The 23,557-nt window shown below is 63.1% G+C and carries 26 protein-coding genes; 17 read left to right on the top strand and 9 right to left on the bottom strand.

Annotated elements, in window-relative coordinates:
* Positions 1-62 precede the first annotated feature (62 nt).
* Complete coding sequence (locus V1283_RS32730; RefSeq protein ID WP_334390742.1) at positions 63-488, top strand: OsmC family protein; 426 nt, start codon at positions 63-65, stop codon at positions 486-488.
* A 117-nt stretch (positions 489-605) separates the two neighbouring features.
* Here V1283_RS32730 and pyk read toward each other — a convergent pair whose 3' ends face one another.
* Positions 606-2,042: a pyruvate kinase gene (gene pyk, locus V1283_RS32725; protein WP_334390741.1), complete on the bottom strand. Its 1,437-nt coding sequence runs from the start codon at positions 2,040-2,042 to the stop codon at positions 606-608.
* A complete protein-coding gene (locus V1283_RS32720; RefSeq protein WP_442895797.1) occupies positions 2,039-2,620 on the bottom strand; it encodes a DUF1036 domain-containing protein in 582 nt (193 codons plus the stop codon). Before V1283_RS32720 ends, pyk begins: the two co-directional genes overlap by 4 nt.
* 212 nt (positions 2,621-2,832) lie before the next feature.
* On the opposite strand from V1283_RS32720, the gene V1283_RS32715 reads away from it, so the two are divergent.
* Together V1283_RS32715 and V1283_RS32710 are read left to right on the top strand one after the other, a co-directional pair.
* Positions 2,833-3,135, top strand: a complete 303-nt coding sequence (locus tag V1283_RS32715; protein ID WP_334390740.1) for a DUF1244 domain-containing protein — start codon at positions 2,833-2,835, stop codon at positions 3,133-3,135.
* Positions 3,136-3,413: 278 nt separating this feature from the next.
* Positions 3,414-3,689 carry a DUF2312 domain-containing protein gene (locus V1283_RS32710; RefSeq protein WP_214490606.1) on the top strand — a complete coding sequence of 92 codons (276 nt, stop codon included), beginning with the start codon at positions 3,414-3,416 and terminating at the stop codon, positions 3,687-3,689.
* Positions 3,690-3,896: 207 nt separating this feature from the next.
* Here V1283_RS32710 and V1283_RS32705 read toward each other — a convergent pair whose 3' ends face one another.
* The 5 genes from V1283_RS32705 to V1283_RS32685 form a co-directional block, all read right to left on the bottom strand.
* A complete protein-coding gene (locus tag V1283_RS32705) occupies positions 3,897-5,501 on the bottom strand; it encodes a DUF882 domain-containing protein (RefSeq protein ID WP_334390739.1) in 1,605 nt (534 codons plus the stop codon).
* Between the two features lie 266 nt (positions 5,502-5,767).
* Complete coding sequence (locus tag V1283_RS32700; protein ID WP_334390738.1) at positions 5,768-7,918, bottom strand: L,D-transpeptidase family protein; 2,151 nt, start codon at positions 7,916-7,918, stop codon at positions 5,768-5,770.
* A 352-nt stretch (positions 7,919-8,270) separates the two neighbouring features.
* Complete coding sequence (locus V1283_RS32695; RefSeq protein ID WP_334390737.1) at positions 8,271-9,761, bottom strand: sigma-54-dependent transcriptional regulator; 1,491 nt, start codon at positions 9,759-9,761, stop codon at positions 8,271-8,273.
* A 108-nt stretch (positions 9,762-9,869) separates the two neighbouring features.
* The gene (locus V1283_RS32690) at positions 9,870-10,511 is read right to left on the bottom strand and encodes a TerC family protein (RefSeq protein ID WP_334393262.1); all 642 of its coding nucleotides are present in this window, start codon (positions 10,509-10,511) and stop codon (positions 9,870-9,872) included.
* A 120-nt stretch (positions 10,512-10,631) separates the two neighbouring features.
* Positions 10,632-10,973 (bottom strand): hypothetical protein, encoded by a 342-nt coding sequence (locus tag V1283_RS32685; RefSeq protein ID WP_334390736.1) that lies wholly within the window; start codon positions 10,971-10,973, stop codon positions 10,632-10,634.
* 150 nt (positions 10,974-11,123) lie between these two features.
* Here V1283_RS32685 and V1283_RS32680 point away from each other — a divergent pair, with 150 nt between their 5' ends.
* The 14 genes from V1283_RS32680 (at position 11,124) to V1283_RS32615 (ending at position 22,051) form a co-directional block, all read left to right on the top strand.
* On the top strand, positions 11,124-11,384 hold the full coding sequence (locus V1283_RS32680; RefSeq protein WP_334390735.1) for a helix-turn-helix domain-containing protein: 261 nt from the start codon (positions 11,124-11,126) through the stop codon (positions 11,382-11,384).
* The gene (locus V1283_RS32675; RefSeq protein WP_334390734.1) at positions 11,381-11,824 is read left to right on the top strand and encodes a hypothetical protein; all 444 of its coding nucleotides are present in this window, start codon (positions 11,381-11,383) and stop codon (positions 11,822-11,824) included. Before V1283_RS32680 ends, V1283_RS32675 begins: the two co-directional genes overlap by 4 nt.
* A gap of 44 nt (positions 11,825-11,868) precedes the next feature.
* Complete coding sequence (locus V1283_RS32670) at positions 11,869-13,731, top strand: M3 family oligoendopeptidase (RefSeq protein WP_334390733.1); 1,863 nt, start codon at positions 11,869-11,871, stop codon at positions 13,729-13,731.
* Positions 13,732-13,898: 167 nt separating this feature from the next.
* Positions 13,899-14,426 carry a dioxygenase family protein gene (locus V1283_RS32665; RefSeq protein ID WP_334390732.1) on the top strand — a complete coding sequence of 176 codons (528 nt, stop codon included), beginning with the start codon at positions 13,899-13,901 and terminating at the stop codon, positions 14,424-14,426.
* A 176-nt stretch (positions 14,427-14,602) separates the two neighbouring features.
* Entirely contained in the window at positions 14,603-14,863 is a 261-nt protein-coding gene (locus tag V1283_RS32660) for an AbrB/MazE/SpoVT family DNA-binding domain-containing protein (RefSeq protein WP_334393261.1), read from the top strand.
* A complete protein-coding gene (locus V1283_RS32655) occupies positions 14,860-15,246 on the top strand; it encodes a type II toxin-antitoxin system death-on-curing family toxin (RefSeq protein WP_334390731.1) in 387 nt (128 codons plus the stop codon). Before V1283_RS32660 ends, V1283_RS32655 begins: the two co-directional genes overlap by 4 nt.
* Before the next feature lie 83 nt (positions 15,247-15,329).
* Positions 15,330-15,482 carry an aa3-type cytochrome c oxidase subunit IV gene (locus V1283_RS32650; RefSeq protein ID WP_334390730.1) on the top strand — a complete coding sequence of 51 codons (153 nt, stop codon included), beginning with the start codon at positions 15,330-15,332 and terminating at the stop codon, positions 15,480-15,482.
* Positions 15,483-15,615: 133 nt separating this feature from the next.
* On the top strand, positions 15,616-16,743 hold the full coding sequence (locus V1283_RS32645) for a Re/Si-specific NAD(P)(+) transhydrogenase subunit alpha (protein WP_334390729.1): 1,128 nt from the start codon (positions 15,616-15,618) through the stop codon (positions 16,741-16,743).
* 11 nt (positions 16,744-16,754) lie between these two features.
* On the top strand, positions 16,755-17,072 hold the full coding sequence (locus V1283_RS32640) for a proton-translocating transhydrogenase family protein (RefSeq protein ID WP_334390728.1): 318 nt from the start codon (positions 16,755-16,757) through the stop codon (positions 17,070-17,072).
* Between the two features lie 43 nt (positions 17,073-17,115).
* On the top strand, positions 17,116-18,513 hold the full coding sequence (locus V1283_RS32635) for an NAD(P)(+) transhydrogenase (Re/Si-specific) subunit beta (protein ID WP_334390727.1): 1,398 nt from the start codon (positions 17,116-17,118) through the stop codon (positions 18,511-18,513).
* Positions 18,514-18,531: 18 nt separating this feature from the next.
* Positions 18,532-19,338 carry an alpha/beta hydrolase gene (locus V1283_RS32630; RefSeq protein WP_334390726.1) on the top strand — a complete coding sequence of 269 codons (807 nt, stop codon included), beginning with the start codon at positions 18,532-18,534 and terminating at the stop codon, positions 19,336-19,338.
* 51 nt (positions 19,339-19,389) lie between these two features.
* Entirely contained in the window at positions 19,390-20,487 is a 1,098-nt protein-coding gene (locus tag V1283_RS32625) for a calcium:proton antiporter (RefSeq protein WP_334390725.1), read from the top strand.
* A 15-nt stretch (positions 20,488-20,502) separates the two neighbouring features.
* On the top strand, positions 20,503-20,787 hold the full coding sequence (locus V1283_RS32620) for a cupin domain-containing protein (RefSeq protein ID WP_334390724.1): 285 nt from the start codon (positions 20,503-20,505) through the stop codon (positions 20,785-20,787).
* 187 nt (positions 20,788-20,974) lie between these two features.
* Positions 20,975-22,051: a hypothetical protein gene (locus tag V1283_RS32615; RefSeq protein WP_334390723.1), complete on the top strand. Its 1,077-nt coding sequence runs from the start codon at positions 20,975-20,977 to the stop codon at positions 22,049-22,051.
* Positions 22,052-22,169: 118 nt separating this feature from the next.
* On the opposite strand, the gene V1283_RS32610 is transcribed toward V1283_RS32615, so the two are convergent.
* A complete protein-coding gene (locus V1283_RS32610; protein ID WP_334390722.1) occupies positions 22,170-22,814 on the bottom strand; it encodes a tetratricopeptide repeat protein in 645 nt (214 codons plus the stop codon).
* Between the two features lie 210 nt (positions 22,815-23,024).
* A complete protein-coding gene (gene rpsU, locus V1283_RS32605) occupies positions 23,025-23,330 on the bottom strand; it encodes a 30S ribosomal protein S21 (RefSeq protein ID WP_057838472.1) in 306 nt (101 codons plus the stop codon).
* Positions 23,331-23,557 lie beyond the last annotated feature (227 nt).

The raw sequence follows: 23,557 nt of genomic DNA, 5'->3' as shown, positions 1-23,557 counted from the left end.
TTGTCGCAACCATTTGCCACGCTGCGGCTTATCGACGGTCCAACCGTGATCAGGAGCATGCGATGACGACAACATCAGGGTCCGCCAAATGGCAGGGCGGCATCAAGGACGGCAAGGGCGCGATCTCGACCAAGAGCGGCGCGCTCAACGATTATCCCTACGGCTTCGCCAGCCGCTTCGAAGGCAAGCCCGGCTCCAATCCGGAAGAGTTGATCGGCGCGGCGCACGCCGCCTGCTTCACCATGGCGCTGTCGCTGATTTTGGGCGAAGCCAAACTCACCGCCGAACACATGGAAACGAAGGCCGACGTCACGCTGGAAAAGCAGGGCGATGGGTTTGCGATCACGTCCGTGCATCTGACGCTGAACGCAAAGATCCCGGGCGCAGACAAGGGGACGTTTGAGGAACTGGCGGGCAAGGCCAAGGCCGGTTGCCCGGTGTCGAAGGTGCTGAATACGAAGATCACGCTGGACGCGACGCTGCAGTAGTAACTGCCGCGTCATTCCGGGGCGGCGCGAAGCGACGAACTACGATGTGCAATTGCACATCGGAGAATCTCGAGATTCCGGGTTCGCGCATGCGCGCCCCGGAATGACTCTCTCCCGTCACTTTTTCGCCCCGCCGTCCGGTTCGACATTGGCGATGCGCACCATGTTGGTGGTGCCGGGGATGCCGAGCGGCACGCCGGCGACGATGATCACGCGCTGGCCGGCGTTTGCAAAACCGTCGCGGAACGCAATCGAGCCGGCGCGATCGACCATGTCGTCCTGGTCGTGGGCGTCTTCGGCTACCACGCAATGCACACCCCAGACGACGGACAATTTGCGCCCGGTGACGAGGTTCGGCGTGATCGCCACCACCGGCGGCTTCGGCCGTTCACGCGCCACGCGGATCGCCGTCGAACCCGACGAGGTCCAGCAGATGATCGCCGACAGATCCAGCGTCTCGGCCATCTGCCGCGCGGCGTCGGCAATCGCGTCGCCGACCGTATTCTCCGGCTCGGGCCGCTGCGCCGTCAGCACCGAGCGATAGGTCGGGTCGCGCTCCACTTCCTCACCGATGCGATTCATGGTCGACACCGCTTCGACCGGGAATTTGCCGGCGGCCGATTCAGCCGACAGCATGATGGCATCGGCGCCTTCATAGACGGCGGTCGCGACGTCGGAGACTTCGGCGCGCGTCGGCACCGGCGCCTGGATCATCGACTCCAGCATTTGCGTCGCGATCACCACCGGCTTGCCGGCGCGGCGCGCCATCCGCGTCATTTGCTTCTGCAGGCTCGGCACCCGCTCCAGCGGCAGCTCAACGCCGAGATCGCCGCGCGCCACCATCAGCGCGTCGGAGGCGTCGATGATTTCAGCGAGGCGGTCGATCGCCTGCGGCTTTTCGATCTTGGCCATCACGGCGGCGCGGCCGCGGATCATCCGCTTGGCTTCGTTGACGTCCTCGGCGCGCTGCACGAAGGAAAGCGCGATCCAGTCGACCCCGGTTACAAGTGCCGCTTCCAGATCGGCGCGGTCTTTCGGCGTCATCGCCGACACCGGCAGGTCGGTGTCGGGCAGGCTGACGCCTTTGCGATCAGACATCTTGCCGCCGATCACCACGCGCGTCACCGCGCGTTCGGGCGAGGTCTCCTCGGCGATCAGCCGCACCTTGCCGTCGTCGAGCAGCAGCGCATGGCCCGGCCGAAGGGCGGCGAGGATTTCCGGATGCGGTAACTGCACGCGGTTGTTGTCGCCGGGCGTCTTGTCGGAATCGAGCACAAAGCTCTGGCCGTTCTTGAGCTGGGTCGAGCCTTCGGCGAAGGCGCCGAGCCGCAGCTTCGGCCCCTGCAGGTCGACCAGGATGCCGATCGGGCGGCCATAGCTGCTCTCGACATTGCGGATGGTCGCAACCAGCTCGCGCATCTTGTCGTGCGGCGTGTGGCTCATGTTGATGCGGAATACGTCCGCGCCGGCCTCGAACAGCTTCCGGATCATCGCGCTGTCTGACGATGCCGGGCCGAGGGTTGCGAGAATCTTGATGCGACGGAGCCGTCTCATTGCTTGGGCGCCGTGGCTGGCGGCAGACCCGGTCCGCTCGGCGGAGGAGACAGGCCCGGAACCCCGCCGGGGCCGCCCGGTCCCACTGTTCCCGGAATTCCCGGCACGCGCTGTGCGGGTTGCTCGTTGGCTTCGGTCAGTTGCACGGTCCACGCTCGCTGTTCGCCTGTGTCGACCTCGAAGAACCCAGTGCGGTCGTAGCCGCGCGCCAGGCAGTTCTCAGTACCCTTGATGGTGAATTCCTTGTCACGCGAACACATGAAGGCCTGTCCCGACCATTCGCCGCCGCGGTCATAGTCGAGCGCATAGATGTAATAGTAACGGGCGACAAGGGTTCCGCGCAGTAATGTCTCGCAGCTCCGCGATGACACGTTCCACCAGCCTTCGGTGGTCCAACCCTCGGCATCCTTGTAGCCCAGCGCAATGCCGACCCGGCTGGAAGTGTTGTTGCAGAGCCGGAAATCGGCCGCCGCCGGGCTGTTCCACAGGCCGGCCGCCGCCAACGCGAGCATCGGCATCAGGCCGGCGGTCATGCGTGTGAGGAGGGGGGGCAAGCGGCGAGAATCTTTTCCGGTCATGCAGCGAAGCTATATCAAATCATTGACGATTTCGCGTGACCCGGCGGGACCTGTCAACGGCCGGGCACGCCTTTCCCGCGCTGTGGGAAACCGGGACTCCACGTGCGATACGCAGTTTTGCGCGCAGATATGGCAAAATCTGTGACAATTCCCACCTGATATCAATATGCTCTGCTCCATCTGACGCAGGACCGAGATCAGGACCCAAGATCATGACGATCGACGACAAAACCAGAACGGAACTGGAAGCCGCCGTTTTCCGGCGCCTGGTCAGCCATCTGCGCGGCCGCGCCGACGTCCAGAACATCGATTTGATGAATCTGGCCGGTTTCTGCCGCAACTGCCTCTCCAACTGGATGAAGGAAGAGGCTGACGCCAAGGGCGTCGCCGTCAGCAAGGACGAGAGCCGCGAAGCGGTCTACGGCATGCCCTATGAGGAGTGGAAGGCCAAGCATCAGGGCCCGGCTACGCCGGAGCAACTGGCCGCGATGAAGAAGGTTCACCCCGGGCATTGAGCCCACCGCGCCGCCGAAGCGACGCGTAATAGGACTCGTCATTCCGGCATGGTGCGTAAGCACCAGACCCGGAATCGCGAGATTCCGGGTTCGATGCTTCGCATCGCCCCGGAACGACCGCTTCTCTATCTCCTGTGGGCGCGCTGTGGATGAGCACGATGTTGCCTTGACGCAAGGCGTCCCGATCTTGAGGGTCAATCCTGAAAAAAGCGCCGTGCGGTAACGCGTGCGGCGCTTGATCTTTCAGCACCACCTTCAGTTCCATTCAGGAGTAACCGATGGCCACCTCCGCCGCCGCCGCCGTCCAGGACGAGCCCGCGACAAAATTCGCCAAAGACCAGCTCAAGGCCATCATCGAGCGCATCGAGCGTCTGGAAGAAGAAAAGAAGACGATCTCCGACGACATCCGTGACGTCTATGCCGAAGCCAAGGGCAACGGTTTCGACGTCAAGGTGCTGCGCACCATCGTGCGCATGCGCAAACAGGATGCCAATGAGCGCGCCGAGCAGGAAACCATTTTGGAGACCTACATGCAGGCGCTGGGGATGCTGTGAGGCGTCGGCGCTTCAGGCCCAACTTCCCGTCGTCCCGGACAAGCGAAGCGCGATCTCAGATGTGCAATTGCACATCGGGGACCCATAATCACAAATGCTTGTGTTGAACAATGCTGGGGCCGCAACGGCCTCCAACAACGTGCATTCGTGGCTATGGGTCCTCGCTTTCGCGAGGACGACATTGAGTGTGCGGAGAGGATGTGAGCCTTAGCGCAGCGCGGCGGTGCGCATCACGAACGACTGCGTCGGCAGTTGCGCGGTCGCCGATCCCGTGAAGCGGTCGCAGGTCATGCCCATCATCGGATCTTCCGAGAAGGTCATGGCGATCGCGGCTTGCGGCTTGACGAAGTGGCTGCGCATCTGGGTCATCTCGGTATCACCGAGCACGGTCGTCGACATCGCGTTGCTCGCGCTCGGCGCAAGCATTACGACGCGCATCCAGATGCTGTTGCCCTGGGCCGCGGCGAGACGGGTCGAGGTCGCGACCACGCTGTCCTGACCCTGCGCGCCTTTGGCGACCACCGTGTTGATTTCGGTCGCCGCGGCACCGGCATTGCGCGTCGGGCGGGCGGGACGCGGCGGGATCGGCGCGGAGGCGGCGACGACGTTGGCGCGATCAACCGGCGAGGAGGCGGCAGGCGCATAAGCCATCGCCCTGTTGAACGATTCGGTGACGCTGGCGGTCGACTGCGGATCGGTGGCGGCGGCGAGCGCCTGGCGTGCGCGCAGCGCTGCGACCTGAGCCGGGGTGGCCTGGTTCGTCGCCTTCGGTATGTCGTCCCAGAAGCCACGGGAATTGATGATATCGGCCGGCGTCTGTGGCTTCGGCTCGGCGGAAGCCTGCGTCGCTTCAGGCTTGGACTCGGGCCTGGCTTTGGCCCCCGACACGATCTGGGCGTCGGCCGAGGCTAGCTGAATGGTCGAGCCTACCGGTTTGGCGCGCGGCGTCGGAACCGGATCGGCGGATTTCGCAGTCGTCGCGCTGGCCGGTGCGGGCTTCTCGTTCTTGTTCGGAGCGCTTGCGCCCTCGTCATCCTCTTCCGTCGACTTGCCGCCCCGGAACAGCGCCGCGAACAGGCTCGGCTTCTTGCCGACGGATGCCGCATCGTCGCCATTGCCGCGGCGTTCGATGTCGGCGCGGGCCAGCTCATAGCCCTTCATCGGACCGCCATTGGAGGGCAGGTGGACGGTACGTCCATCCGGGAACACCCTGGCGAGTTGATCCTGGGTCATGCGCGGCCAGTGACGGACGCTGCCAGTGTCGAGGTGGACGAAGGGCGATCCGGACGTCGGGTAGAAGCCGACGCCGCCACGCTGCAGGCGGAGCCCGGCGGCACGGATCTGCTCCAGCGGCACGTCCGGGATGTAGAAGTCCATCGCGTGGCCGAGCATGTGCTGGCTGAAGCGCGCCACGCCGGAAGAGCGGCGGCGGAGCATGGCGTTGGTGGCGGGGGAGCGGTAGGCGGAGATGATCTGGATCGGCTTCTTGCCGTCGACGTCGCGGTAGACTTCCCAGAGGATGTCGAACAGATGCCGATCCATCGTGGTCGAGTCCTGGCTGCGCCAGTCGCGGAGGAAGTGATTGATCTTCTTGAGCGCTTCTTCGTCGTAGCGGCCGTCGCGCTTGAAGGTGACGGTGAGGTCTTCGTCGGAATGGGTGTGGTGGAAGGAGAGGGTGCGGGTTTCGTTCAGCGCCGTCGCATCATGCACCGAGCCCGCTCCGCCCAGCAGCAATAGCGAAGTTAGCCCGATCCGGTATCCGGCTTTTGGCAAAGCAAGCGGATTGAATTGGCGCGCGAAACCAGCCAGCACGAATAAAGCCCACCCAGTCGACGAGCGTTCACGGTGTTCTTCTGCAGACCCCGGCAAAAGAGGGTGAACGCTTTCTTAACGCGGAATGGTTAACCGAAGTTTACCATCCCGCCCCCAACTTAGACTTAACTAACCCGTGGACTGTGGCAAAAAAGTGCCCGGTGCCAGATCCGGCATGGATAATGGTTAACGTAAACAACCTCTCGGGGAAGGAGAGGTTGTTGATTTCATTGATAAATTTTGTCCAAAGGCAGTAGTGCTCCGGATTACCTGGTGAACCGCTGTTGCGGCCGGCGGCCGACCGGGGCCGGCGGCGTCGCGGTCGACGGGCCACCAAACAGGCGCTCGAAGAACGACGGACCGGACGAGTAGGTGTTGTCGCTGGCGAAGTTGACGCCGGCCGGCAGGCTCGAGCCGGACGGACGCGTATAGCTTGGCTGCGCGTGGGCGACCATCGCCTCCAGGTCCTTGCTGCGGCCGTTCTTCAGCAGACCGATCATCACGGAGTCGCGGCCGTAGATGTCCTTGCGGATCTGCAGCTTGCCGGCGTCGTCCACGAACGCGGTCTGGTAGGTGATGTTGACCGGGATCGGCGTCGGGAATTTCAGGTCGATCTCGCTGCGGCCGTACATGCTGCGGATTTTTTCCGGCGTGTAGCGCTCGTTCGGCATCGTGATGTTGAGCAGGGTCGAGGCGTATTGGTCCGGATTCTGTACCCGCATGCAGCCATGGCTGAAGGCGCGCTCTTCCTTGGCGAACAGATGCTTGTCCGGGGTGTCGTGCTGATAGACCAGGAACTTGTTCGGGAAGTTGAAGCGGACGCGGCCGAGCGCATTGGCCTCGCCGGGCGGCTGCGAAATGTGGATGCTGCCGTCGCGGTTACGCTCGAGCTTCAGCCCCATCCGCTGCAGCACGGTCGGGTCCTGCTGCAGGGCCGGCAGATACTCGTTGTAGATAATCGACGGCGGCACGTTCCAGGTCGGGTTGACGGTGATGAACTTCATCGTTTCCGTCAGCATCGGCGTGGCGTGTTTTCCCGGCTTTCCGGTCACCACGCGGGTGTTCCAGACCTGGGCGCCGTTCTGCATCACCTTGAGCGTGAAGTCGGGGACATTGAGGATGACATAGGCGTTGCCAAGCGATGACGCACCGAGCTGGCGCGGCAGCCAACGCCAGCGCTCCATGTTGACGAGCACCGTGTCGATCTGCCGGTCGCGCTTCGGGCTGTTGATCGCCTTCACCGTGCGGTCGTCGAGCACGCCGGTCGGGTTGAGATCGACGCTCTCCTGGAATTTGCGTACGGCGGCGGCGACCTTGGCGTCGTACTGCGTGCCGTCGGGATGGTCGGTGACGCCGAGCTTGGCGCGCAGTTGCGGCACGCGCGGGTCTTCGGGCACGACCTCACCCTGCTTCTTGGTGGCAGCCTTGTACGCCAGCGCCGGACCCTCGGCGATATGGATCATCGGTCCGTCGCCCTGGCCGCGCAGCTCGGCAAGCTTGGCTCTCAATTCCTTGTAGAGCTTGTGCGGCGGGTTGTAGCCGTCGAGCGCTGCGGACGCGTCCTTGGCGGTGGAGATGTTGGCGAGCACTTCCGCCGGATCGGTCGGGTGCTCGGGATACTGGATGTCGGCGGAGACCTGCGACCAGTGCATCCGGCCGCTCTGCGCCTGTCGCGCATAGTCGAGCATGCTCGCGGTCAGTTTCAGTTCGGCCTCGGCGAGCTGGTCCGGCGAAGCGGCGGCGGCAAAATCCGGCACCGGATAGTCGACCGCGTTGAGGCCCTCGGAGGCGGCATCCTTCAAACGGGCGATCACCCCCTTGCCGCCATCGGTCAGTTTGCCGGCCTGCGTCCATTGCGGCGCATAGTCGCGCGCCGAGTAGAACTTCTCGACGGCAGCGCGCTCGCTCTTGCGGTCGAAATAGCGCAGCGACTTGGCGCCGAGCATGTCGCGCAGGCGGTCGGCGACCGGCTGGTCGGCCGGAGCGACGGTGCTTACCTTCACCGGCTCTTTGATGGGTTCGGAGGCTGGCGCAGTGGCGGTCGCGGCGGGAGGCGTGGCGGTTGCGGCGTCGCTAGCCGCAGGGGCGGGCGCAGTCACGACATCGGCCGGTTTGGGCTCGGCCGCCCTTGCGGCCGGACTGGGCTCGGCCGGTTTTTCGATTGCCTTGTCAGTAGCCTTGGCTGCGTCAGGCACCGTGGCGGTGGTGTCCATCTTGAAGTCGCCGATGGTCGGAGGCGGCACGTTGGCGGGTTCTGGGCGGGGGACTGCTGCGTCGATCGCGAGCTCGGCGGCGCTGGCGCGCGGCGTGGTCGATTGGCCCGCCAGAGCTGAGGTCGCAGAGACCGTGAGGAAGGTTGCCGCGACGGCCATCAGCACGCGGTCAAATCCTGCACGATTCGTCGAACAGTCACGCATCGTCACACCCCCTTGGGCGAAACTGCCCCGGCATGGAACAGTCGTTAGGTATCGTTCGTCACGGCTTGCGCGGGAAGCGCCGGCTCGATCCGTTTCTCAGTCGTACGCCTGCACGCCACGGTTCAAACGCAGACGATACATGTGCCCCTCTCATGCAGCCAGCGCCATGCGGGACACTCACGACAAACTGACCTCAAACTACCCGTTTGCATCGGGTCGCATGTTTTTGCCACGCGCCCCGCCTTTTGTCTGTCACCGCCAAGCCACGGTTCCAAAGCTTCCGAGCAGCGATGTCGTTGGTTTGCCACGATCTTTGCCACGCAGGCGCCATAATCGGCACCGGTCTGTCCGCTCAGTTCGCGTCCCCTTCGGCCGGGTCGTTGGCGGCAGCCTCATCGAGCTTGCGGTAGAGCGTGGAGCGGCCGATCTTGAGCCGGCGCGCGACTTCCGACATCTGACCGCGATAATGCGAGATCGCAAAACGGATGATCTCGTTTTCCATGTCGTCGAGCGGCCGCACCTCGCCGGTGGCGGTCAGCATCGAAAGGCTGCCGGCAGTGGCGAGCGGGGCAATCGGTATATCACTACCCGAAACCATGGCGGGCGCCGTCGAAGGCGCCATGATCAACGGTTCGCTGTGCGCCAGTTGGCCGTCCGATACGGCGTGGCCTGCGGTCTGCGGGAAATCCGACAAACCGAGCTGGTCGCTCTCGCTCATGACGACGGCGCGATACACCGTGTTCTCGAGCTGGCGGATATTGCCGGGCCAATCGAGCTGCGCGAGATGGGCCACGGCCTCGCCGCTGATGCCGGTGATGGTGCGGCTTTCCTCGGCGGCAAAGCGCGCCAGGAAATGCCGCAGCAGATGCGGGATGTCTTCGCGCCGCAGCCGCAGCGGCGGAATCGTCAGCGGCAGCACGTGCAGCCGGTAGAACAGGTCCTCGCGGAACGCACCGCTCTTCACGAGGTCGAGCAGTTTGCGGTTGGTCGCGGAAATGATGCGGACGTCGACCTTCACCGGCTTGCGGCCGCCGACCGCCTCGACAGTGCCTTCCTGCAGCGCGCGAAGCAATTTCACCTGCGCCGCCAGCGGCAGCTCGCCGACCTCATCGAGAAACAGCGTGCCGCCGGAAGCTTCGACGAACTTGCCCATGTGGCGTTCGGTGGCGCCGGTGAAGGCGCCCTTCTCGTGGCCGAACAGGATCGATTCCACGAGATTGTCGGGGATGGCGCCGCAATTGACTGCAACGAAAGGTTTCGACTTGCGTTCGCTGGAGCCGTGGATGGCGCGGGCTAACAATTCCTTGCCGACGCCGGACTCGCCCTCGATCAGCACCGGAATGCTGGAAGCCGCCGCCTTCTGCGCAGTCCGCAGCACGGCCGCCATGGTTTCGCTGCGGGTGATGATGTCGGCAAAGGTCAGCCGGCCTTCGCGGCTGTGGCGGATGCGCTGCAACTCGCCCTTGAGCGCTGAGGTGTTGAGCGCGTTGCGCAGCGACACCTGCAGCCGTTCGAAGCTCGCCGGCTTGACGACGAAATCCTGCGCGCCGGCGCGCATCGCCGAAACCACATTGTCGATACCGCCATGGGCGGTCTGCACGATGACGGGGATGCTCAGGCCTGCTTCACGCATTTTTGAAAGCACGCCGAGCCCGTCAAGGCCGGGCATCACGAGGTCGAGCACGACCGCGTCGATCGCCTGCGCATCCGGGGCGGTCAGCAAGGCGACGGCGGCATCGCCGCTATCGACGACCAGCGGCTCGTAGCCGCACTTCTGCACCATGTTTTCAACCAAACGGCGCTGAACGGCGTCGTCATCGGCAATCAAGATGGTGGCAGCCATGGTGGTTTTCCCCGCACGCTACTGAAATGTATCGAATCGGGGCACTTTCGCCGATGCCGATTAACGGACGCTTAATTGTTGGAAATGGCATCCTTAGGGCGCGGGGAATTAAGCGTTGAGATGTGGCCACACCTCCAGCACGCCGCGGTAGCACATGTCGAAGGCCACATAGAGGATGATCGCGAGGCCGACATAGGCGATCCAGCGGTGCTTTTCCAGGAGGCGTGCGATGAAGTTGGCGGCGAGCCCCATCAGTGCGATGGAAAGGGCCAGGCCGAATATCAGAATCATCGGATGCTCGCGCGCCGCGCCCGCGACGGCGAGCACGTTGTCGAGCGACATCGAGACGTCGGCGATCGTGATCTGCCATACGGCCTGGCTCAGCGTCTTTTGATGGCCCGCGGCGGCAGGCGCATCGATTGTGCTCGCGGCTGAAAGACTCTGCAATTTCGGCCGATGATGCGACATCTGCAACTCGCGCCACATCTTCCAGCATACCCAAAGCAGGAGAACGCCGCCGGCGAGCAGCAGCCCAATGATCTGCAGCAGCTGAACCGTGACGGACGCGAAGCCGATGCGCAGGATAGTGGCGGCCACTATGCCGATCAGGATAGCCTTCTTGCGCTGGCCCTCGGGAAGCCCGGCGGCCGCAAGCCCGATGACGATGGCATTGTCGCCGGCGAGCACCAGGTCAATCATGATGACCTGGAAAAGCGCTGTCAGGTGTTGTGAGGAGATTAATTCCAGCATGCGGGCCACTTCGTTGAAGGTCCAATCCGACATCGCAGTTCGCTTGAACTGCCAGAGGGGCCCGGGCTTGGACGTGCAGACAAAAACGACGCAGTCGGACTGCGGAAAAATGCGTTCCCGTTACTCAGGTTGATCCGAGAGGGTGAAAAGCCTGACCATCTGATCCGGCTCGATCAGAACTGAGATCACGACGCCGATGAACGTCAGGCTTCCGGCAAGGTCGAGCCACATGACGCGGAACCGGCCGGCCCGACAAAGCCACGCTACTCCGGCCGTCGCCGCGCCAGCCGCGAACAGCAGCGTGGCGATCACGGGCGCCAGCGCGTCCTCTGGCACCAGATTCCGGATGGCGAGGGTCGCGATCAGCGCCGTCAGCAGAATGCCGGCCAGCAACTCCTTGCCCGGTGCCGGGGGAGCCCGGTCGGCGGTTCGGACAATCTGGCTGCGGTCCAGGAAGGCCATCGGATTCTTATTCGCGAGCTGGAATTGTGGTAGGGAACATGACCTATCCATCAATTCGTTTTGACTAGTTTAGTAATCGTGAAACGAGCAAAACATCAAGATGTTTTCACTGAACGGCCGCCGGCCAGGGCTGCGCCGGATGCCAAGCAATTGCGCAAACTGGCTGGGGATTGGCTGAAGCTGCGAAGGGCGGATGCCGAATTGTCGCAGGCGGATCTCGCCGCACGCCTCGGCCTGGAATATTACACCTTCATTTCGCAGGTAGAGAACGGGTTCAGCCGTGTTCCAACCGGAATCATGGGAGCATGGGCCCGCGAGCTGGGCCTTGAACAGGCCGCCTTCGCTAGGCATCTGTTAATGTACTACGAGCCGGAAATGTACCGGTTGCTGTTCGGAGCGGAAAGCAAATGAGCGTGGTTGCGTTCGAGCGCAAACAAGACAGCGGCGAATGGAGCGAAAAGGAACTGAGCACTCTTGTCGCGGGGCTCGGCGCGGCGATTGCGCCAACAACCGGACGCGAATGGGAAACCGGCATGACGGAGAAGGGCGACGTCCAGTTCTATCTGCTGGGTCCGCTCCCGGATCAGGCCTGCGAGTTGTGCGTATCGCGGATCGACCGACGTTACATCCTGGAAGACGGAGCGGGCCGGCTGCTGTTCGAGCATCGGAACCTCGAACTCGTGGCGCTGCATGCCAAGGCCACGGTCCCGTCGACCTCTTGGCTGATGGTACGTGCGATCACATTGTGGTGTGCTGTTCGCAGCACGATCCACGAAAAGGCAGAGCCGTGGCTCGTCGAGGGCGAGGAGCTGTTCGTCCAGTTCGTACCGCAGCTTGCGGTTTTCGCCTGATCTTCCCGTCCATTTCCTGATCACCTCCCAATTTTGAAAGTGTCATGAGCGTGAAATCTGCGACCTCCCGAGCCGGCAAGACGTCCCGCAAATCAGCCACGGGCAGCAAGGCGGCCACCGCCAAATCCAGGACCGGCAAGCTGCCGGAATGGAACCTCGCCGATCTTTATTCCGGTATCGACGCGTCCGAAATCGCGCGCGATCTGCAAAAGATGAATGCAGACTGCACAGCGTTTGAAACGGACTATAAAGGCAAGCTCGGGGAAAACGTCGCCCGCGACGACGGCGGAAGCTGGCTTGCCGAGGCAGTCAGGCGTTATGAGGCGATCGACGATCTCGCGGGCCGGCTCGGCTCCTATGCCGGCCTCGTTCATGCCGGCGACAGCGTCGATCCGGCGATTTCCAAATTCTATGGCGACGTCTCCGAGCGGCTGACGGCGGCTTCTGTGCATTTGCTGTTCTTCGGGCTTGAGCTCAACCGTATCGACGATGCTGTGATCGAGCGCGCGATGCAGACAGCGGAACTTGCCCATTACCGGCCGTGGGTCGAGGATCTGCGCAAGGACAAGCCGTATCAGCTCGAAGATCGCGTCGAGCAGTTGTTTCATGAAAAATCCCAGAGCGGTTATGCCGCCTGGAACCGGCTGTTCGACCAGACCATCTCCGGCCTGCGCTTCAAGGTTGGCGGTAAGGAATTGGCGATCGAGCCGACGCTCAACCTGCTGCAGGACCGCGCGCCGGAAAAGCGCAAGGCGGCGGGGCAGGCGCTGGCCAAGACCTTCAAGGACAATGAGCGGACCTTTGCGCTCATCACCAACACGCTCGCCAAGGACAAGGAAATTTCCGATCGCTGGCGTGGTTTCCAGGATGTCGCGGATTCGCGCCACCTGAACAACCGCGTCGAGCGCGAGGTGGTCGATGCCCTGGTCGGCTCGGTTCGTGCGGCCTATCCGCGGCTCTCGCATCGCTATTACAGTCTGAAGGCCGGCTGGTTCAAAAAGAAGAAGCTCGCGCATTGGGACCGCAACGCGCCGCTGCCGTTTGCGGCGACCGGCACCATCGCCTGGCCCGAGGCGCAGAAGATGGTGCTGACGGCGTATCGCGGTTTCTCCGCCGAGATGGCCGCGATCGCGGAACGTTTCTTCACCGATCGCTGGATCGATGCGCCGGTGCGGCCGGGCAAGGCGCCGGGCGCGTTCTCGCATCCGACCACGCCGTCGGCGCATCCTTACGTGCTGATGAACTACCAGGGCAAGCCGCGCGACGTGATGACGCTGGCGCATGAACTCGGCCATGGCGTGCACCAGGTGCTGGCGGCCAAAAATGGAGCGCTGATGGCGCCGACGCCGCTGACGCTTGCCGAGACGGCCAGCGTGTTCGGCGAAATGCTGACCTTCAAGCGGCTATTGTCGCAGACCAAAAACGCCAAGCAGCGCCAGGCGCTGCTCGCCGGCAAGGTCGAGGACATGATCAACACCGTGGTGCGGCAGATCGCGTTCTATTCGTTCGAGCGCGCCATTCATACCGAGCGCAAGAACGGTGAATTGACGGCGGAGCGCATCGGCCAGATCTGGCTCAGCGTGCAGGGTGAAAGCCTCGGGCCGGCCATCGACATCCGCCCGGGATACGAAAATTTCTGGATGTACATTCCGCACTTCATCCATTCGCCGTTCTATGTCTACGCCTATGCGTTCGGCGACTGCCTGGTGAACTCGCTGTATGCGGTCTACGAGAACGCCTCCGAAGGCTTTGCCGAGCGTTATCTCGCCATGCTCGCAGCCGGCGGCACCAAGCATTATTCCGAACTGCTCAAGCCGTTCGGGCTCGATGCCAAGGATCCCAAATTCTGGGACGGCGGGCTGTCGGTGATTGCAGGCATGATCGACGAGTTGGAAGAGATGGGCTGACGGGCGCGTGCCCCGCGGCCACGAAACGGATTTGTGATGGGCGCGGACACAATTTCAGCCGCCGTCGCCCGCCATGATGGGGGTGACGACAGGAGGGGGAGTGCCCCATGATCGACACCCCGACGCGGCGCGTCGTACTTGGAGCAGGAGTTTTCGCGGCCGGATCAATGCTCGCGATCGATCGCGGCTTCGCTCAGGCTCCGCTTGCTCCCACGCCTGCATGCCACGACGGCGACGAAGTAACATTACCGCAGACCGAAGGGCCATACTTCAAGCCGTCGTCGCCTGAGCGAATCGAACTGCTTGAAGAAGGTATGGCAGGGCAGCCGATCGAACTTGTTGGCTTCGTGCTCACCCGCGCCTGCAAACCGCTCGCCGGCGCCTTGCTGGACTTCTGGCAGGCCGACGATAAAGGCCGCTACGACAATTCCGGCTTCCGCCTGCGCGGCCATCAGTTTACCGATGCGGAAGGGCGCTATCGATTGCGCAGCATCGTGCCCGGCGTTTATCCCGGCCGCACGCGCCATATCCATGTGAAGGTGCAGCCGCGCGATGGTTCCGTGTTGACGACCCAGCTCTATTTCCCCGGTGAGTCAAAAAACCGTTCCGACGGCCTGTTTCGCAAGGAACTGCTGGTGCGCACAGCCAAGAACGAGGGACGGATTGCCGGGCGGTTCGACTTCGTGGTCGGGTAGGGCATTTTCAGACCCACTAGGACGATATTCAGCCCCACCTCGAACGGGTCTCTCCCCTGTGAAATACGGCGGGCCAGCGGGCCCATGGCACGTAAAACATTTGTTAAACATGTCGAAAGACTATGTTATACATATTGTATAACGGAGCCTGTGCGATGACCAAAGTCCCTCGCGGCATGGAAGAGGCCTCTCGAGATTACAAGTTCGAGAACACCGCCCTTCAAATTCGGAAGATTGGCAATTCGGTTGGTGTGATCCTGCCGAAGGAGCTTCTTGCGCGGCTCAATCTCAAGGAGGGAGACAAGTTCTATCCGGTCGAGCAACCGGATGGCAGCTTGCGGCTTTCGCCATTTAACCCGAAGCACGCGCGGACTATGGAAATCGCCCGCCAGGTCATGCACGAATATCGCGATACGTTTGCGGCGCTTGCAAAATGAACGAGCCAATTTGGCTCGATGTCGATGAAGTCATCGACATGCATGCCGAGCAACTGGCGATATTCGGCGGACCGGAAGGCATTCGGGATCACGGCCTTCTCGAGTCCGCGGTTTTGCGGCCGGTCAACCAACGGAATTACGGACAGAGGGATATGGCTGCACTCGCCGCAGCCTATGCTTTCGGTCTCGCCCGTAACCATGCCTTCGTGGACGGCAACAAGCGTATCGCGTTCCACGCCATGATGGTCTTCTTGCGCAGCAACGACATACCCTTTGCGCCTGACCCGGCGCACGCTACCGCCATCATCCTCTCCCTCGCCGCAGGCGAGGTCAGCGAGGAAAGCCTGAGCCGCTGGATCCGGGATAATTGGCCTTCCGAATGACCTGATAGGCGAGGGGCCGTTGCCCTCCCAGGCGCTTTGCGGTAATTGCACGCGAGAAACGCGGATTTTGACTGGGGATACCGATGGCAGACCATAACGAAGTGGCCTACACGACCGCTGACGGCAACGACTATCCGGCCCATGAGCAGACCTATGAAGGGTTCATCATGCTGGTCAAATACGGCACGGCCGCCGTGGTGCTCATCGTCGCCCTGATGGGCTACTTCCTGACCTGACACATCGCTGCCCGCACTGCCACCCCGGCGGTAGCCAGAAAATTGCACGCATGCCGGTTGCGAAACCGGTATCCAACTAAGCGAAAAAGACGCTAGTTTGCTTGCGCGCGCGCATGTCGCGCCGGGAGGCTTCATGAAGATTGCCGTTGCCAAGGAAATCGATCCGTCCGAACCGCGGGTTGCCGCTTCCCCTGATACCGTGAAGAAATTCAAGGCGATCGGCGCCGAAGTCGCGATCGAGCCGGGTGCGGGCATCAAGTCGGGCCTGCCGGATTCCGAATTCACCGCCGTCGGCGCCACCGTCAGCGCGGACGCGCTGAAGGACGCCGACATCATCATCAAGGTGAAGCGGCCGGAGGCTTCCGAGCTTTCGCAATACAAGCGCGGCGCGCTCGTCATCGCCATCATGGATCCGTACGGCAATGAGGCGGCGCTGAAGACGATCGCGGATGCCGGCGTCGCGGCGTTTGCGATGGAGCTGATGCCGCGTATCACCCGCGCACAGGTGATGGACGTGCTCTCCAGCCAGGCGAACCTCGCCGGCTATCGCGCGGTGATCGAGGCCGCTGAATCGTTCGGCCGGGCGTTCCCGATGATGATGACCGCCGCCGGCACCGTTCCGGCGGCAAAGGTGTTCGTGATGGGCGTCGGCGTGGCCGGCCTGCAGGCGATCGCCACCGCGCGCCGGCTCGGCGCCGTCGTTACGGCGACCGACGTGCGCCCGGCGACGAAAGAGCAGGTCGAATCGCTCGGCGCAAAGTTCCTCGCAGTCGAGGACGAGGAATTCAAGAACGCGCAGACCGCCGGCGGATACGCCAAGGAAATGTCGAAAGAGTACCAGGCCAAGCAGGCCGCACTCACCGCTGAGCACGTCAAGAAGCAGGACATCGTCATCACGACGGCCCTGATTCCGGGCCGGCCGGCGCCAAAGCTCGTCAGCGCCGAGATGGTCAAATCGATGAAGCCGGGCTCGGTGCTGGTCGACCTCGCGGTCGAGCGCGGCGGCAATGTCGAGGGCGCCAAGGCCGGCGAAGTCGTCGATGTCGACGGCATCAAGATCGTCGGCTACACCAACGTCGCCGGCCGCGTCGCGCAGTCGGCCTCCAGCCTTTATGCCCGCAATTTATTCAACTTCATCGAGACGATGGTCGACAAGGCGAACAAGGCGCTCGCGGTCAACTGGGACGATGAATTGGTGAAGGCGACCGCTTTGACCAAGGACGGCGCCGTCGTCCACCCGAACTTCCAGCCGAAGGCATAAGGAGAGAAGCCATGGAGCACGTCGCGCAGGCCGTCGATCCCTTCGTATTCCGGCTGTCGATTTTCGTCCTCGCCGTTTTCGTCGGCTATTTCGTGGTGTGGTCAGTGACGCCTGCGCTGCACACGCCGCTGATGTCGGTGACGAATGCGATCTCCTCGGTGATCGTGGTCGGTGCGCTGCTGGCCGGCGGCGTCGCCAATGTCTCGAGCGGCAGCGGCTGGGCGCGCGGCTTCGGCTTCGTTGCGCTGGTCTTCGCCTGCGTGAATATCTTCGGCGGCTTCCTTGTCACCCAGCGCATGCTGGCGATGTACAAGAAGAAGGCCAAGTGAGCGGCAACCACCTCGGGGTGTCGAAGGCAAATGGGGACCTGAGATGAACGCCAATCTGTCTGCAATATTGTATCTCGTGGCGGGTGTGCTGTTCATCCTGTCACTGCGCGGGTTGTCCAGCCCTGCCTCGTCCCGCCAGGGCAATCTGTTCGGCATGATCGGCATGGCGATCGCGGTCGCCACCACACTGGCCAACCATCCGCCGGCGGACGGCCTCGCCTGGGTGCTGGTGATCCTCGGCATCGCCATCGGCGGCAGCATCGGTGCGGTCATCGCACGGCGGGTGCCGATGACCTCGATGCCGGAACTGGTCGCCGCCTTCCACTCGCTGGTCGGCATGGCTGCGGTGCTGGTCGCGGCCGGTGCGTTCTATGCGCCGGAAGCCTTCGACATCGGCACGCCCGGCAACATCCACGCGCAGAGCCTCGTCGAAATGTCGCTCGGCGTCGCCATCGGCGCGCTGACCTTCACCGGCTCGGTGATCGCGTTCCTGAAGCTGTCGGCCCGCATGAGCGGCGCGCCCATCATCCTGCCGTTCCGTCACGCCATCAATATCGTGCTCGCGCTCGCGCTGGTGTTCTTCATCGTCGGCCTAGTGATGTCCGGCAGCGCGCTCGACTTCTGGCTCATCACCATCATCGCGCTGGCGCTCGGCGTGCTCATGATCATCCCAATCGGCGGCGCCGACATGCCGGTCGTGATCTCGATGCTGAACTCCTACTCGGGGTGGGCCGCGGCCGGCATCGGCTTCACGCTCGGCAACTCCGCGCTGATCATCACCGGCGCGCTGGTCGGTTCGTCGGGCGCGATCCTGTCCTACATCATGTGCCACGCGATGAACCGTTCCTTCATCTCGGTCATCCTCGGCGGCTTCGGCGGCGAGACCGCGGCCGCGGGCGGCGGCAGCGGAGAACAGAAGCCGGCAAAACTCGGCTCGGCCGACGACGCCGCCTTCATCATGAAGAATGCGTCGAAGGTCATCATCGTGCCCGGCTACGGCATGGCGGTAGCACAGGCCCAGCATGCGCTGCGCGAAATGGGCGACCTCCTGAAGAAGGAAGGCGTCGAGGTGAAGTACGCGATTCACCCGGTCGCGGGGCGCATGCCCGGCCACATGAACGTGCTGCTGGCGGAAGCCAATGTGCCCTACGACGAGGTGTTCGAGCTCGAGGACATCAACTCCGAATTCGCGCAAGCCGATATCGCGTTCGTGATCGGCGCCAATGACGTCACCAACCCGGCTGCGGAAGAAGACAAGACCTCGCCGATCTACGGCATGCCGGTGCTGCAGGTCTGGAAGGCCGGCACCGTGATGTTCATCAAGCGCTCGCTGGCATCGGGTTATGCCGGAATCGACAACCCGCTGTTCTACCGCGACAACACCATGATGCTGCTCGGCGACGCCAAGAAGGTCACCGAGAACATCGTCAAGGGGATGTAACGCGGTCGCAGGAAATTCATGACCGCACTGAAATGGCTGCTGATCGTCGTTTCGGCTGGTTATGTCTGTGGTCTGCTCGTCCTGTTCTTCGCGCAGCGCGGCGTCCTGTTTCCGGTCCCGACGCGTGCGCGCACGGCGCCACAGGCGGCGGGCTTTCCGGAAGCGGAAGAGCATATCCTGACTACGGCTGACGGTGAGAAGGTTATCGTCTGGCACGTTCCGGCCAGGCCGGGCCGTCCGGTCGTGCTCTATTTCCACGGCAACGGCGATTATCTCGCCGGCTTCTTCGGCCGCTTTCGCAGCGTCATCGCCGACGGGACCGGGGTCATCGCATTGTCCTATCGCGGCTATGCCGGCTCGACCGGGCAACCGAGCGAGCACGGGTTGTTGCAGGATGCAGCGGCGGCCTATGCCTTTACGGTCGCACGCTATCGCGCGGACAACATCGTCGTCTGGGGCTTTTCGCTCGGCACCGGCGTTGCGGTGGCGCTTGCAGCGGAGCAACGGATCGGGAGGTTGATCCTGGAGGCTCCCTATACGTCGATCACCGATGTCGCCGCATCGGCGTTCTGGTTCGCACCCGTGCGTCTATTGATGTGGGATCAGTTCCGTTCCGACGCGCAGATCGCGAGGGTCAAGGTTCCGCTGCTCGTGATGCATGGCGCGCTGGATTCCACAATACCCGTCGCCTTTGGCGAGCGGCTGTTTGCGCTGGCGAACGAGCCGAAACGGTTTGTCCGTCTCGCCCGGGGCGGTCATAACGATCTGGATAATTTCGGCGCCATTGAAATCGCGCGAAATTTCATCAACCTTGCGAAGGGGTGATGGCTACTTTGGGTGCATCCAGCGTCCACAAACCGGTTGGGATTTGATCGCATGAGCGCACATGGACCGATGCCGCGATCGGCCTGGATTTTCCCCGCGCTGGCGATGCTGCTGTTTGCCGTCGTCACCGGCCTCGGGCTCGGCTTTACGCCGTCAGTTGGCGGGCTTTTGTTCGCGGTGGTGCTGCTGGCGATCCTGTTCGGCACCGTGTTCGCGGCCGTGCATCATGCCGAGGTGATCGCCGAGCGAATCGGCGAACCCTACGGCACGCTATTGTTGACGCTTGCGGTCACCATCATCGAGGTCGCGCTGATCGCCACCATCATGCTCGGCGACAAGCCGCAGCCAGCGCTGGCGCGCGACACCGTGTTTGCGGTGGTGATGATCGTGTGCAACGGCCTCGTCGGCCTCTGCATCTTCATTGGCGGTTTGCGCTACCGCGAGCAGGATTTTCAGGTCTCGGGCGCGAACCTTTATCTCAGCGTGCTGTTCGTGCTGGCCACGATTACACTGATCATGCCCAATTATACGCTAACGGCGCCGGGGCCGGTCTATTCGGCGGCGCAGCTTGGCTTTGTGGACCTGGTCACGCTCATGCTCTACGGCGTGTTCCTCTATACCCAGACGATCCGGCATAGCGACTACTTCATCAAGGGAGGCGCCGGTGGGGCCACGGAAACCTCATCCCTGTCGAACCGGATGCTGGCGCTCAGTATCGCGCTGCTGCTTGTCTCCTTGCTTGCCGTGGTGCTTCTGGCGAAGAAGTTTTCGCTCGTGGTCGACGTCGTGACCGCGATGATCGGCGCCCCACCAGCGTTTGCTGGCGTGCTGGTCGCGCTCCTGATTCTGCTCCCGGAAGGGGTCTCCGCCATTGCAGCTGCGCGCAACAACGATCTGCAGAAGAGCATCAATCTCGCGCTAGGGTCGTCGCTGGCGACCATCGGGCTGACCATTCCAGCGGTCGGCGTGGCCACCTATGTGCTCGACAAGGAACTCGTGCTCGGGCTCAACAGTCAGGGCATGGTGTTGCTGCTACTCACGTTCTTCGTGAGCATGCTCACATTCGGCACCGGCCGAACCAACATCCTGTTCGGGCTGGTGCATATGGTGGTGTTTGCCGTGTTCGTGTTCATGGTATTCGTGCCGTAATCGGAGAAGAATGAAATGCTTGCCGCCAAATCCGACGTTCAGGTCGACACCCCCGAAGTCCGCGTCACCGAGTGGCGCCTGGCGCCGGGCAGTGCGACCGGCCATCACACCCACGAGATGGATTACGTGATCGTGCCGGTGACCCCGGGCGAGATGACCATCGTCGCGCCGAACGGCGAACGCACCAAGGCGCAGCTCGGGGCCGGAAAATCCTATTTCCGCAAAGCCGGCGTCCAGCACGACGTGCTCAACGAGACCGCAAGCGAGATCGTGTTTCTGGAGGTCGAGCTGAAGCCCTGACCACCTGGCCCTCGGGTTCCCCAGGTTGCTTCCGGGCTCGTCCTACAGGCTTGGACTGGTTAGACAATTTTTAACCGACGCAAGCCGGCCTGCACGGGAACTGCTGAATTGCCACCGATCCGTCGCAGTTGATCCCTCAATGTGCCTCAAAGTTCCTGCAATTGAGGGACCGCGGGGAGTGGCCGGAATGCTGAATTACCTCAAGAAGTTCGCCGTAGACATCTTTCCCTCGGTGGCTGCCACCGTCATCGGGGCGTACATCGTCAACCACTACATCGTGACCAAGCCCAACGCGGACGCGCCTGCCGCGGCTGCGTCGACTGCCAATCCCAAGGGGGATGGCAAGGCGGAAGCCAAACCGGATGCCAAATCGGCCGAGACCACGGCCAGTATCAGCAATCTTCCGGCTGCCGGCGTCAAGGCGAGGGGAATCTCCGAGAAGGCCGTCATGGACAAGACGGCTGCCGAACGGCCGGCGGCGGTCGAAAAGGCTCAGGAGAAGACTGAAGCGAAGGCTGACGCAAAAACCGAAGCGAAGGCTGACACCAAACCCGATACTAAGCCTGCCGATACTAAGCCTGCCGATACCAAGTCCGCCGATGCCAAGTCCGCCGATGCCAAGTCCGCTGATGCCAAGTCCGATGTGAAATCAGCCGATACCCCGGTTGACGCCGATCAGCGCCGCCATGCCGCGGCGCCGCGCGAAAAGGAAAAGATCAGGGTCGTGCTGCCGTCGCCCATAGCCGTGAATCCCTCGGCGGCTCCGGTTGCGGCGGCTGCGCCGGCCGCCCCGGTCGAGACTGCAGTTGCGCCGGATGAACGGCGCGACGCCAACGATCTGGCGCGCGCGGCGATCGAGCGCCTGCGCGCCAACGGCGAAGCCTCTCCGCGCGCCGCCGAGACGGTCCGTGCTCCCGCTCCCGAGGCGTCTAAGGTTGTGAGTGCGCCTGCGGCGACGAATGCGCCCGTGGTCGCCAATGCGCCTGCCGTGAATGCGCCCGCGCTTCGTCCGCTGCCGCCGCCGATCATGATCTCGGGTCAGCCGGCAGGCGAACCCTATGGTCAGGCTTCGTCGCAGGCGCGGCCGCCTTATGCCGAGGCCAACCCGAACCGCCCAACCCCGCCCGCCGATATTCCGCTCTCGCGCCCGCTCGATCTGCGAGCCGAAGCGGCCGAGCCTTCCGTGCGCGAGCGCGCCACGGCGGCTGCCGAGGACGCGCTGTCGACGGCGAAGTCGATCTTCCACGCGGTGCTGCCGAAATAGTCGTCTTCGAGCGAACCAACGCCCTCGGGCTTGATCCGGGGGCCTTTCGTCTGGCACCAAGAACGCGCGTCAGGCAAAGCGCCAGCCAGACTCCGATTCCATCAAAGCCGGGAAGACCCTAGCCGCCAGTGCGGGCGAGGCCGCTTCGCGCAGCTTCGTCCCTGGGGCGGAGCGCGAGCGCACGGCCGTAGGAGGCGAATGCCTTGGCCTTGTCGCCCAGACGTTCATAGGTGACGCCGCGAGCCGACCAGGCTTGCGCGCTGCCGGGATCGGCCTGCACCGCTTCGTCGAGGTCGGAAGCGGCTTCCTTTGCCTTGTCGATGGCGAGGTAGCTGGTTGCACGCGCCAGCAGCGGCTCGACCCGTTGCGGCGTCAGGCCATTGGCTGCGGTGAAATCCGCGATCGCCCACTCATGATGCTTGTCGGCCTGATAGATCAGCCCGCGGCCGTACAGGGCCTGCACGTTGTAGGGATCGAGTGTGAGCGCGCGGTCGAACTCCGCCAGCGCTTCTTCGGTCTTGCCGGATTTGGCGAGCGCCTGGCCGCGCGCAGCGTAGCCTTGGGCGTCCCTGGCGCTTTGTCCGCTGATCGTGCCGGTCGGTTGCTGCTCGAGGGCCTGTAGCTTCTCCTTGTCCGATCCCCACGCTCCCAGGTCGAACGAACAGCCGCCGAGGGGCAGGGCGACAACGATCGCGAGCAGCGCAATGGATGTGGCCGTGAAGCGCATAGCGCAGGAAAAGGCATTGCAATCGGTAACGGCCATGCAGACTCGCGCGTTCGACATGGCATAGGTAACCCGATGGGCCGCAAAATGCATCGGTCAAAAGGGCCGTAGTAATGCTGGCGATAACGATGCGCATGATCAAGCGCGAGGGCCAGCGCCGGTGATCCGATCCTGTCGGACCAGCGACGCCAAAAAACAAAAACGCGGGCCCGAGGCCCGCGTTTTCAATTCAAATCTTTTAGAACACGCTCAGCGCGGTCCGCGCGGACCTGCGCCCGGGCCACCACGACCGCCAGCGCCACCACGGTCGCCACCGGGGCCGGCGCCGAACACCGGCTTCGGCTTCATCGGCAGCAGGCCTTCGCGCTGCAGCTTCTTGCGGGCCAGCTTGCGTGCGCGGCGCACGGCTTCGGCCTTTTCACGGGCCTTCTTTTCGGAGGGCTTTTCATAATGACCGCGAAGCTTCATCTCGCGGAAAATACCCTCGCGCTGCATCTTCTTCTTCAGCGCCTTGAGGGCTTGATCGACATTGTTATCGCGGACGAGAACCTGCACGCGGCATCCTCTTTCAATTGATCGGATAGGAATTCTGGTAAAGTGAAGGGCCGGCGAAACGCCTGGCTCTTAACCCTGAGCGCGGGCATGTAGCAGACAAAACCGCCAATGTCCACCTGAGAAGGCGGTTTGTGGCCCGGGAAAGCCACGAAAATCAGCGGGATTCGGTCGGTACGACGCCGGTTTCCTCAAATAACGAGCCCCTCACGGGGCTTCTCTAGCATCCA

The organism is Bradyrhizobium sp. AZCC 2262 (assembly GCF_036924535.1).
Classification (GTDB): domain Bacteria; phylum Pseudomonadota; class Alphaproteobacteria; order Rhizobiales; family Xanthobacteraceae; genus Bradyrhizobium.
The sequence above is the reverse complement of the archived record's forward strand: the minus strand, read 5'-3'. Positions and strand labels throughout refer to the sequence as shown.

Excerpts from the sequence above, each read along its gene's own strand:
- V1283_RS32730 (WP_334390742.1), top strand. The coding sequence starts at position 63 with ATGACGACAACATCAGGGTCCGCCAAATGGCAGGGCGGCATCAAGGAC.
- pyk (WP_334390741.1), bottom strand. The coding sequence starts at position 2,042 with ATGAGACGGCTCCGTCGCATCAAGATTCTCGCAACCCTCGGCCCGGCA.
- V1283_RS32720 (WP_442895797.1), bottom strand. The coding sequence starts at position 2,620 with ATGACCGGAAAAGATTCTCGCCGCTTGCCCCCCCTCCTCACACGCATG.
- V1283_RS32715 (WP_334390740.1), top strand. The coding sequence starts at position 2,833 with ATGACGATCGACGACAAAACCAGAACGGAACTGGAAGCCGCCGTTTTC.
- V1283_RS32710 (WP_214490606.1), top strand. The coding sequence starts at position 3,414 with ATGGCCACCTCCGCCGCCGCCGCCGTCCAGGACGAGCCCGCGACAAAA.
- V1283_RS32700 (WP_334390738.1), bottom strand. The coding sequence starts at position 7,918 with ATGCGTGACTGTTCGACGAATCGTGCAGGATTTGACCGCGTGCTGATG.
- V1283_RS32695 (WP_334390737.1), bottom strand. The coding sequence starts at position 9,761 with ATGGCTGCCACCATCTTGATTGCCGATGACGACGCCGTTCAGCGCCGT.
- V1283_RS32690 (WP_334393262.1), bottom strand. The coding sequence starts at position 10,511 with ATGCTGGAATTAATCTCCTCACAACACCTGACAGCGCTTTTCCAGGTC.
- V1283_RS32685 (WP_334390736.1), bottom strand. The coding sequence starts at position 10,973 with ATGGCCTTCCTGGACCGCAGCCAGATTGTCCGAACCGCCGACCGGGCT.
- V1283_RS32675 (WP_334390734.1), top strand. The coding sequence starts at position 11,381 with ATGAGCGTGGTTGCGTTCGAGCGCAAACAAGACAGCGGCGAATGGAGC.
- V1283_RS32670 (WP_334390733.1), top strand. The coding sequence starts at position 11,869 with ATGAGCGTGAAATCTGCGACCTCCCGAGCCGGCAAGACGTCCCGCAAA.
- V1283_RS32665 (WP_334390732.1), top strand. The coding sequence starts at position 13,899 with ATGCTCGCGATCGATCGCGGCTTCGCTCAGGCTCCGCTTGCTCCCACG.
- V1283_RS32660 (WP_334393261.1), top strand. The coding sequence starts at position 14,603 with ATGGAAGAGGCCTCTCGAGATTACAAGTTCGAGAACACCGCCCTTCAA.
- V1283_RS32655 (WP_334390731.1), top strand. The coding sequence starts at position 14,860 with ATGAACGAGCCAATTTGGCTCGATGTCGATGAAGTCATCGACATGCAT.
- V1283_RS32650 (WP_334390730.1), top strand. The coding sequence starts at position 15,330 with ATGGCAGACCATAACGAAGTGGCCTACACGACCGCTGACGGCAACGAC.
- V1283_RS32645 (WP_334390729.1), top strand. The coding sequence starts at position 15,616 with ATGAAGATTGCCGTTGCCAAGGAAATCGATCCGTCCGAACCGCGGGTT.
- V1283_RS32640 (WP_334390728.1), top strand. The coding sequence starts at position 16,755 with ATGGAGCACGTCGCGCAGGCCGTCGATCCCTTCGTATTCCGGCTGTCG.
- V1283_RS32635 (WP_334390727.1), top strand. The coding sequence starts at position 17,116 with ATGAACGCCAATCTGTCTGCAATATTGTATCTCGTGGCGGGTGTGCTG.
- V1283_RS32630 (WP_334390726.1), top strand. The coding sequence starts at position 18,532 with ATGACCGCACTGAAATGGCTGCTGATCGTCGTTTCGGCTGGTTATGTC.
- V1283_RS32625 (WP_334390725.1), top strand. The coding sequence starts at position 19,390 with ATGAGCGCACATGGACCGATGCCGCGATCGGCCTGGATTTTCCCCGCG.
- V1283_RS32620 (WP_334390724.1), top strand. The coding sequence starts at position 20,503 with ATGCTTGCCGCCAAATCCGACGTTCAGGTCGACACCCCCGAAGTCCGC.
- V1283_RS32615 (WP_334390723.1), top strand. The coding sequence starts at position 20,975 with ATGCTGAATTACCTCAAGAAGTTCGCCGTAGACATCTTTCCCTCGGTG.
- V1283_RS32610 (WP_334390722.1), bottom strand. The coding sequence starts at position 22,814 with ATGGCCGTTACCGATTGCAATGCCTTTTCCTGCGCTATGCGCTTCACG.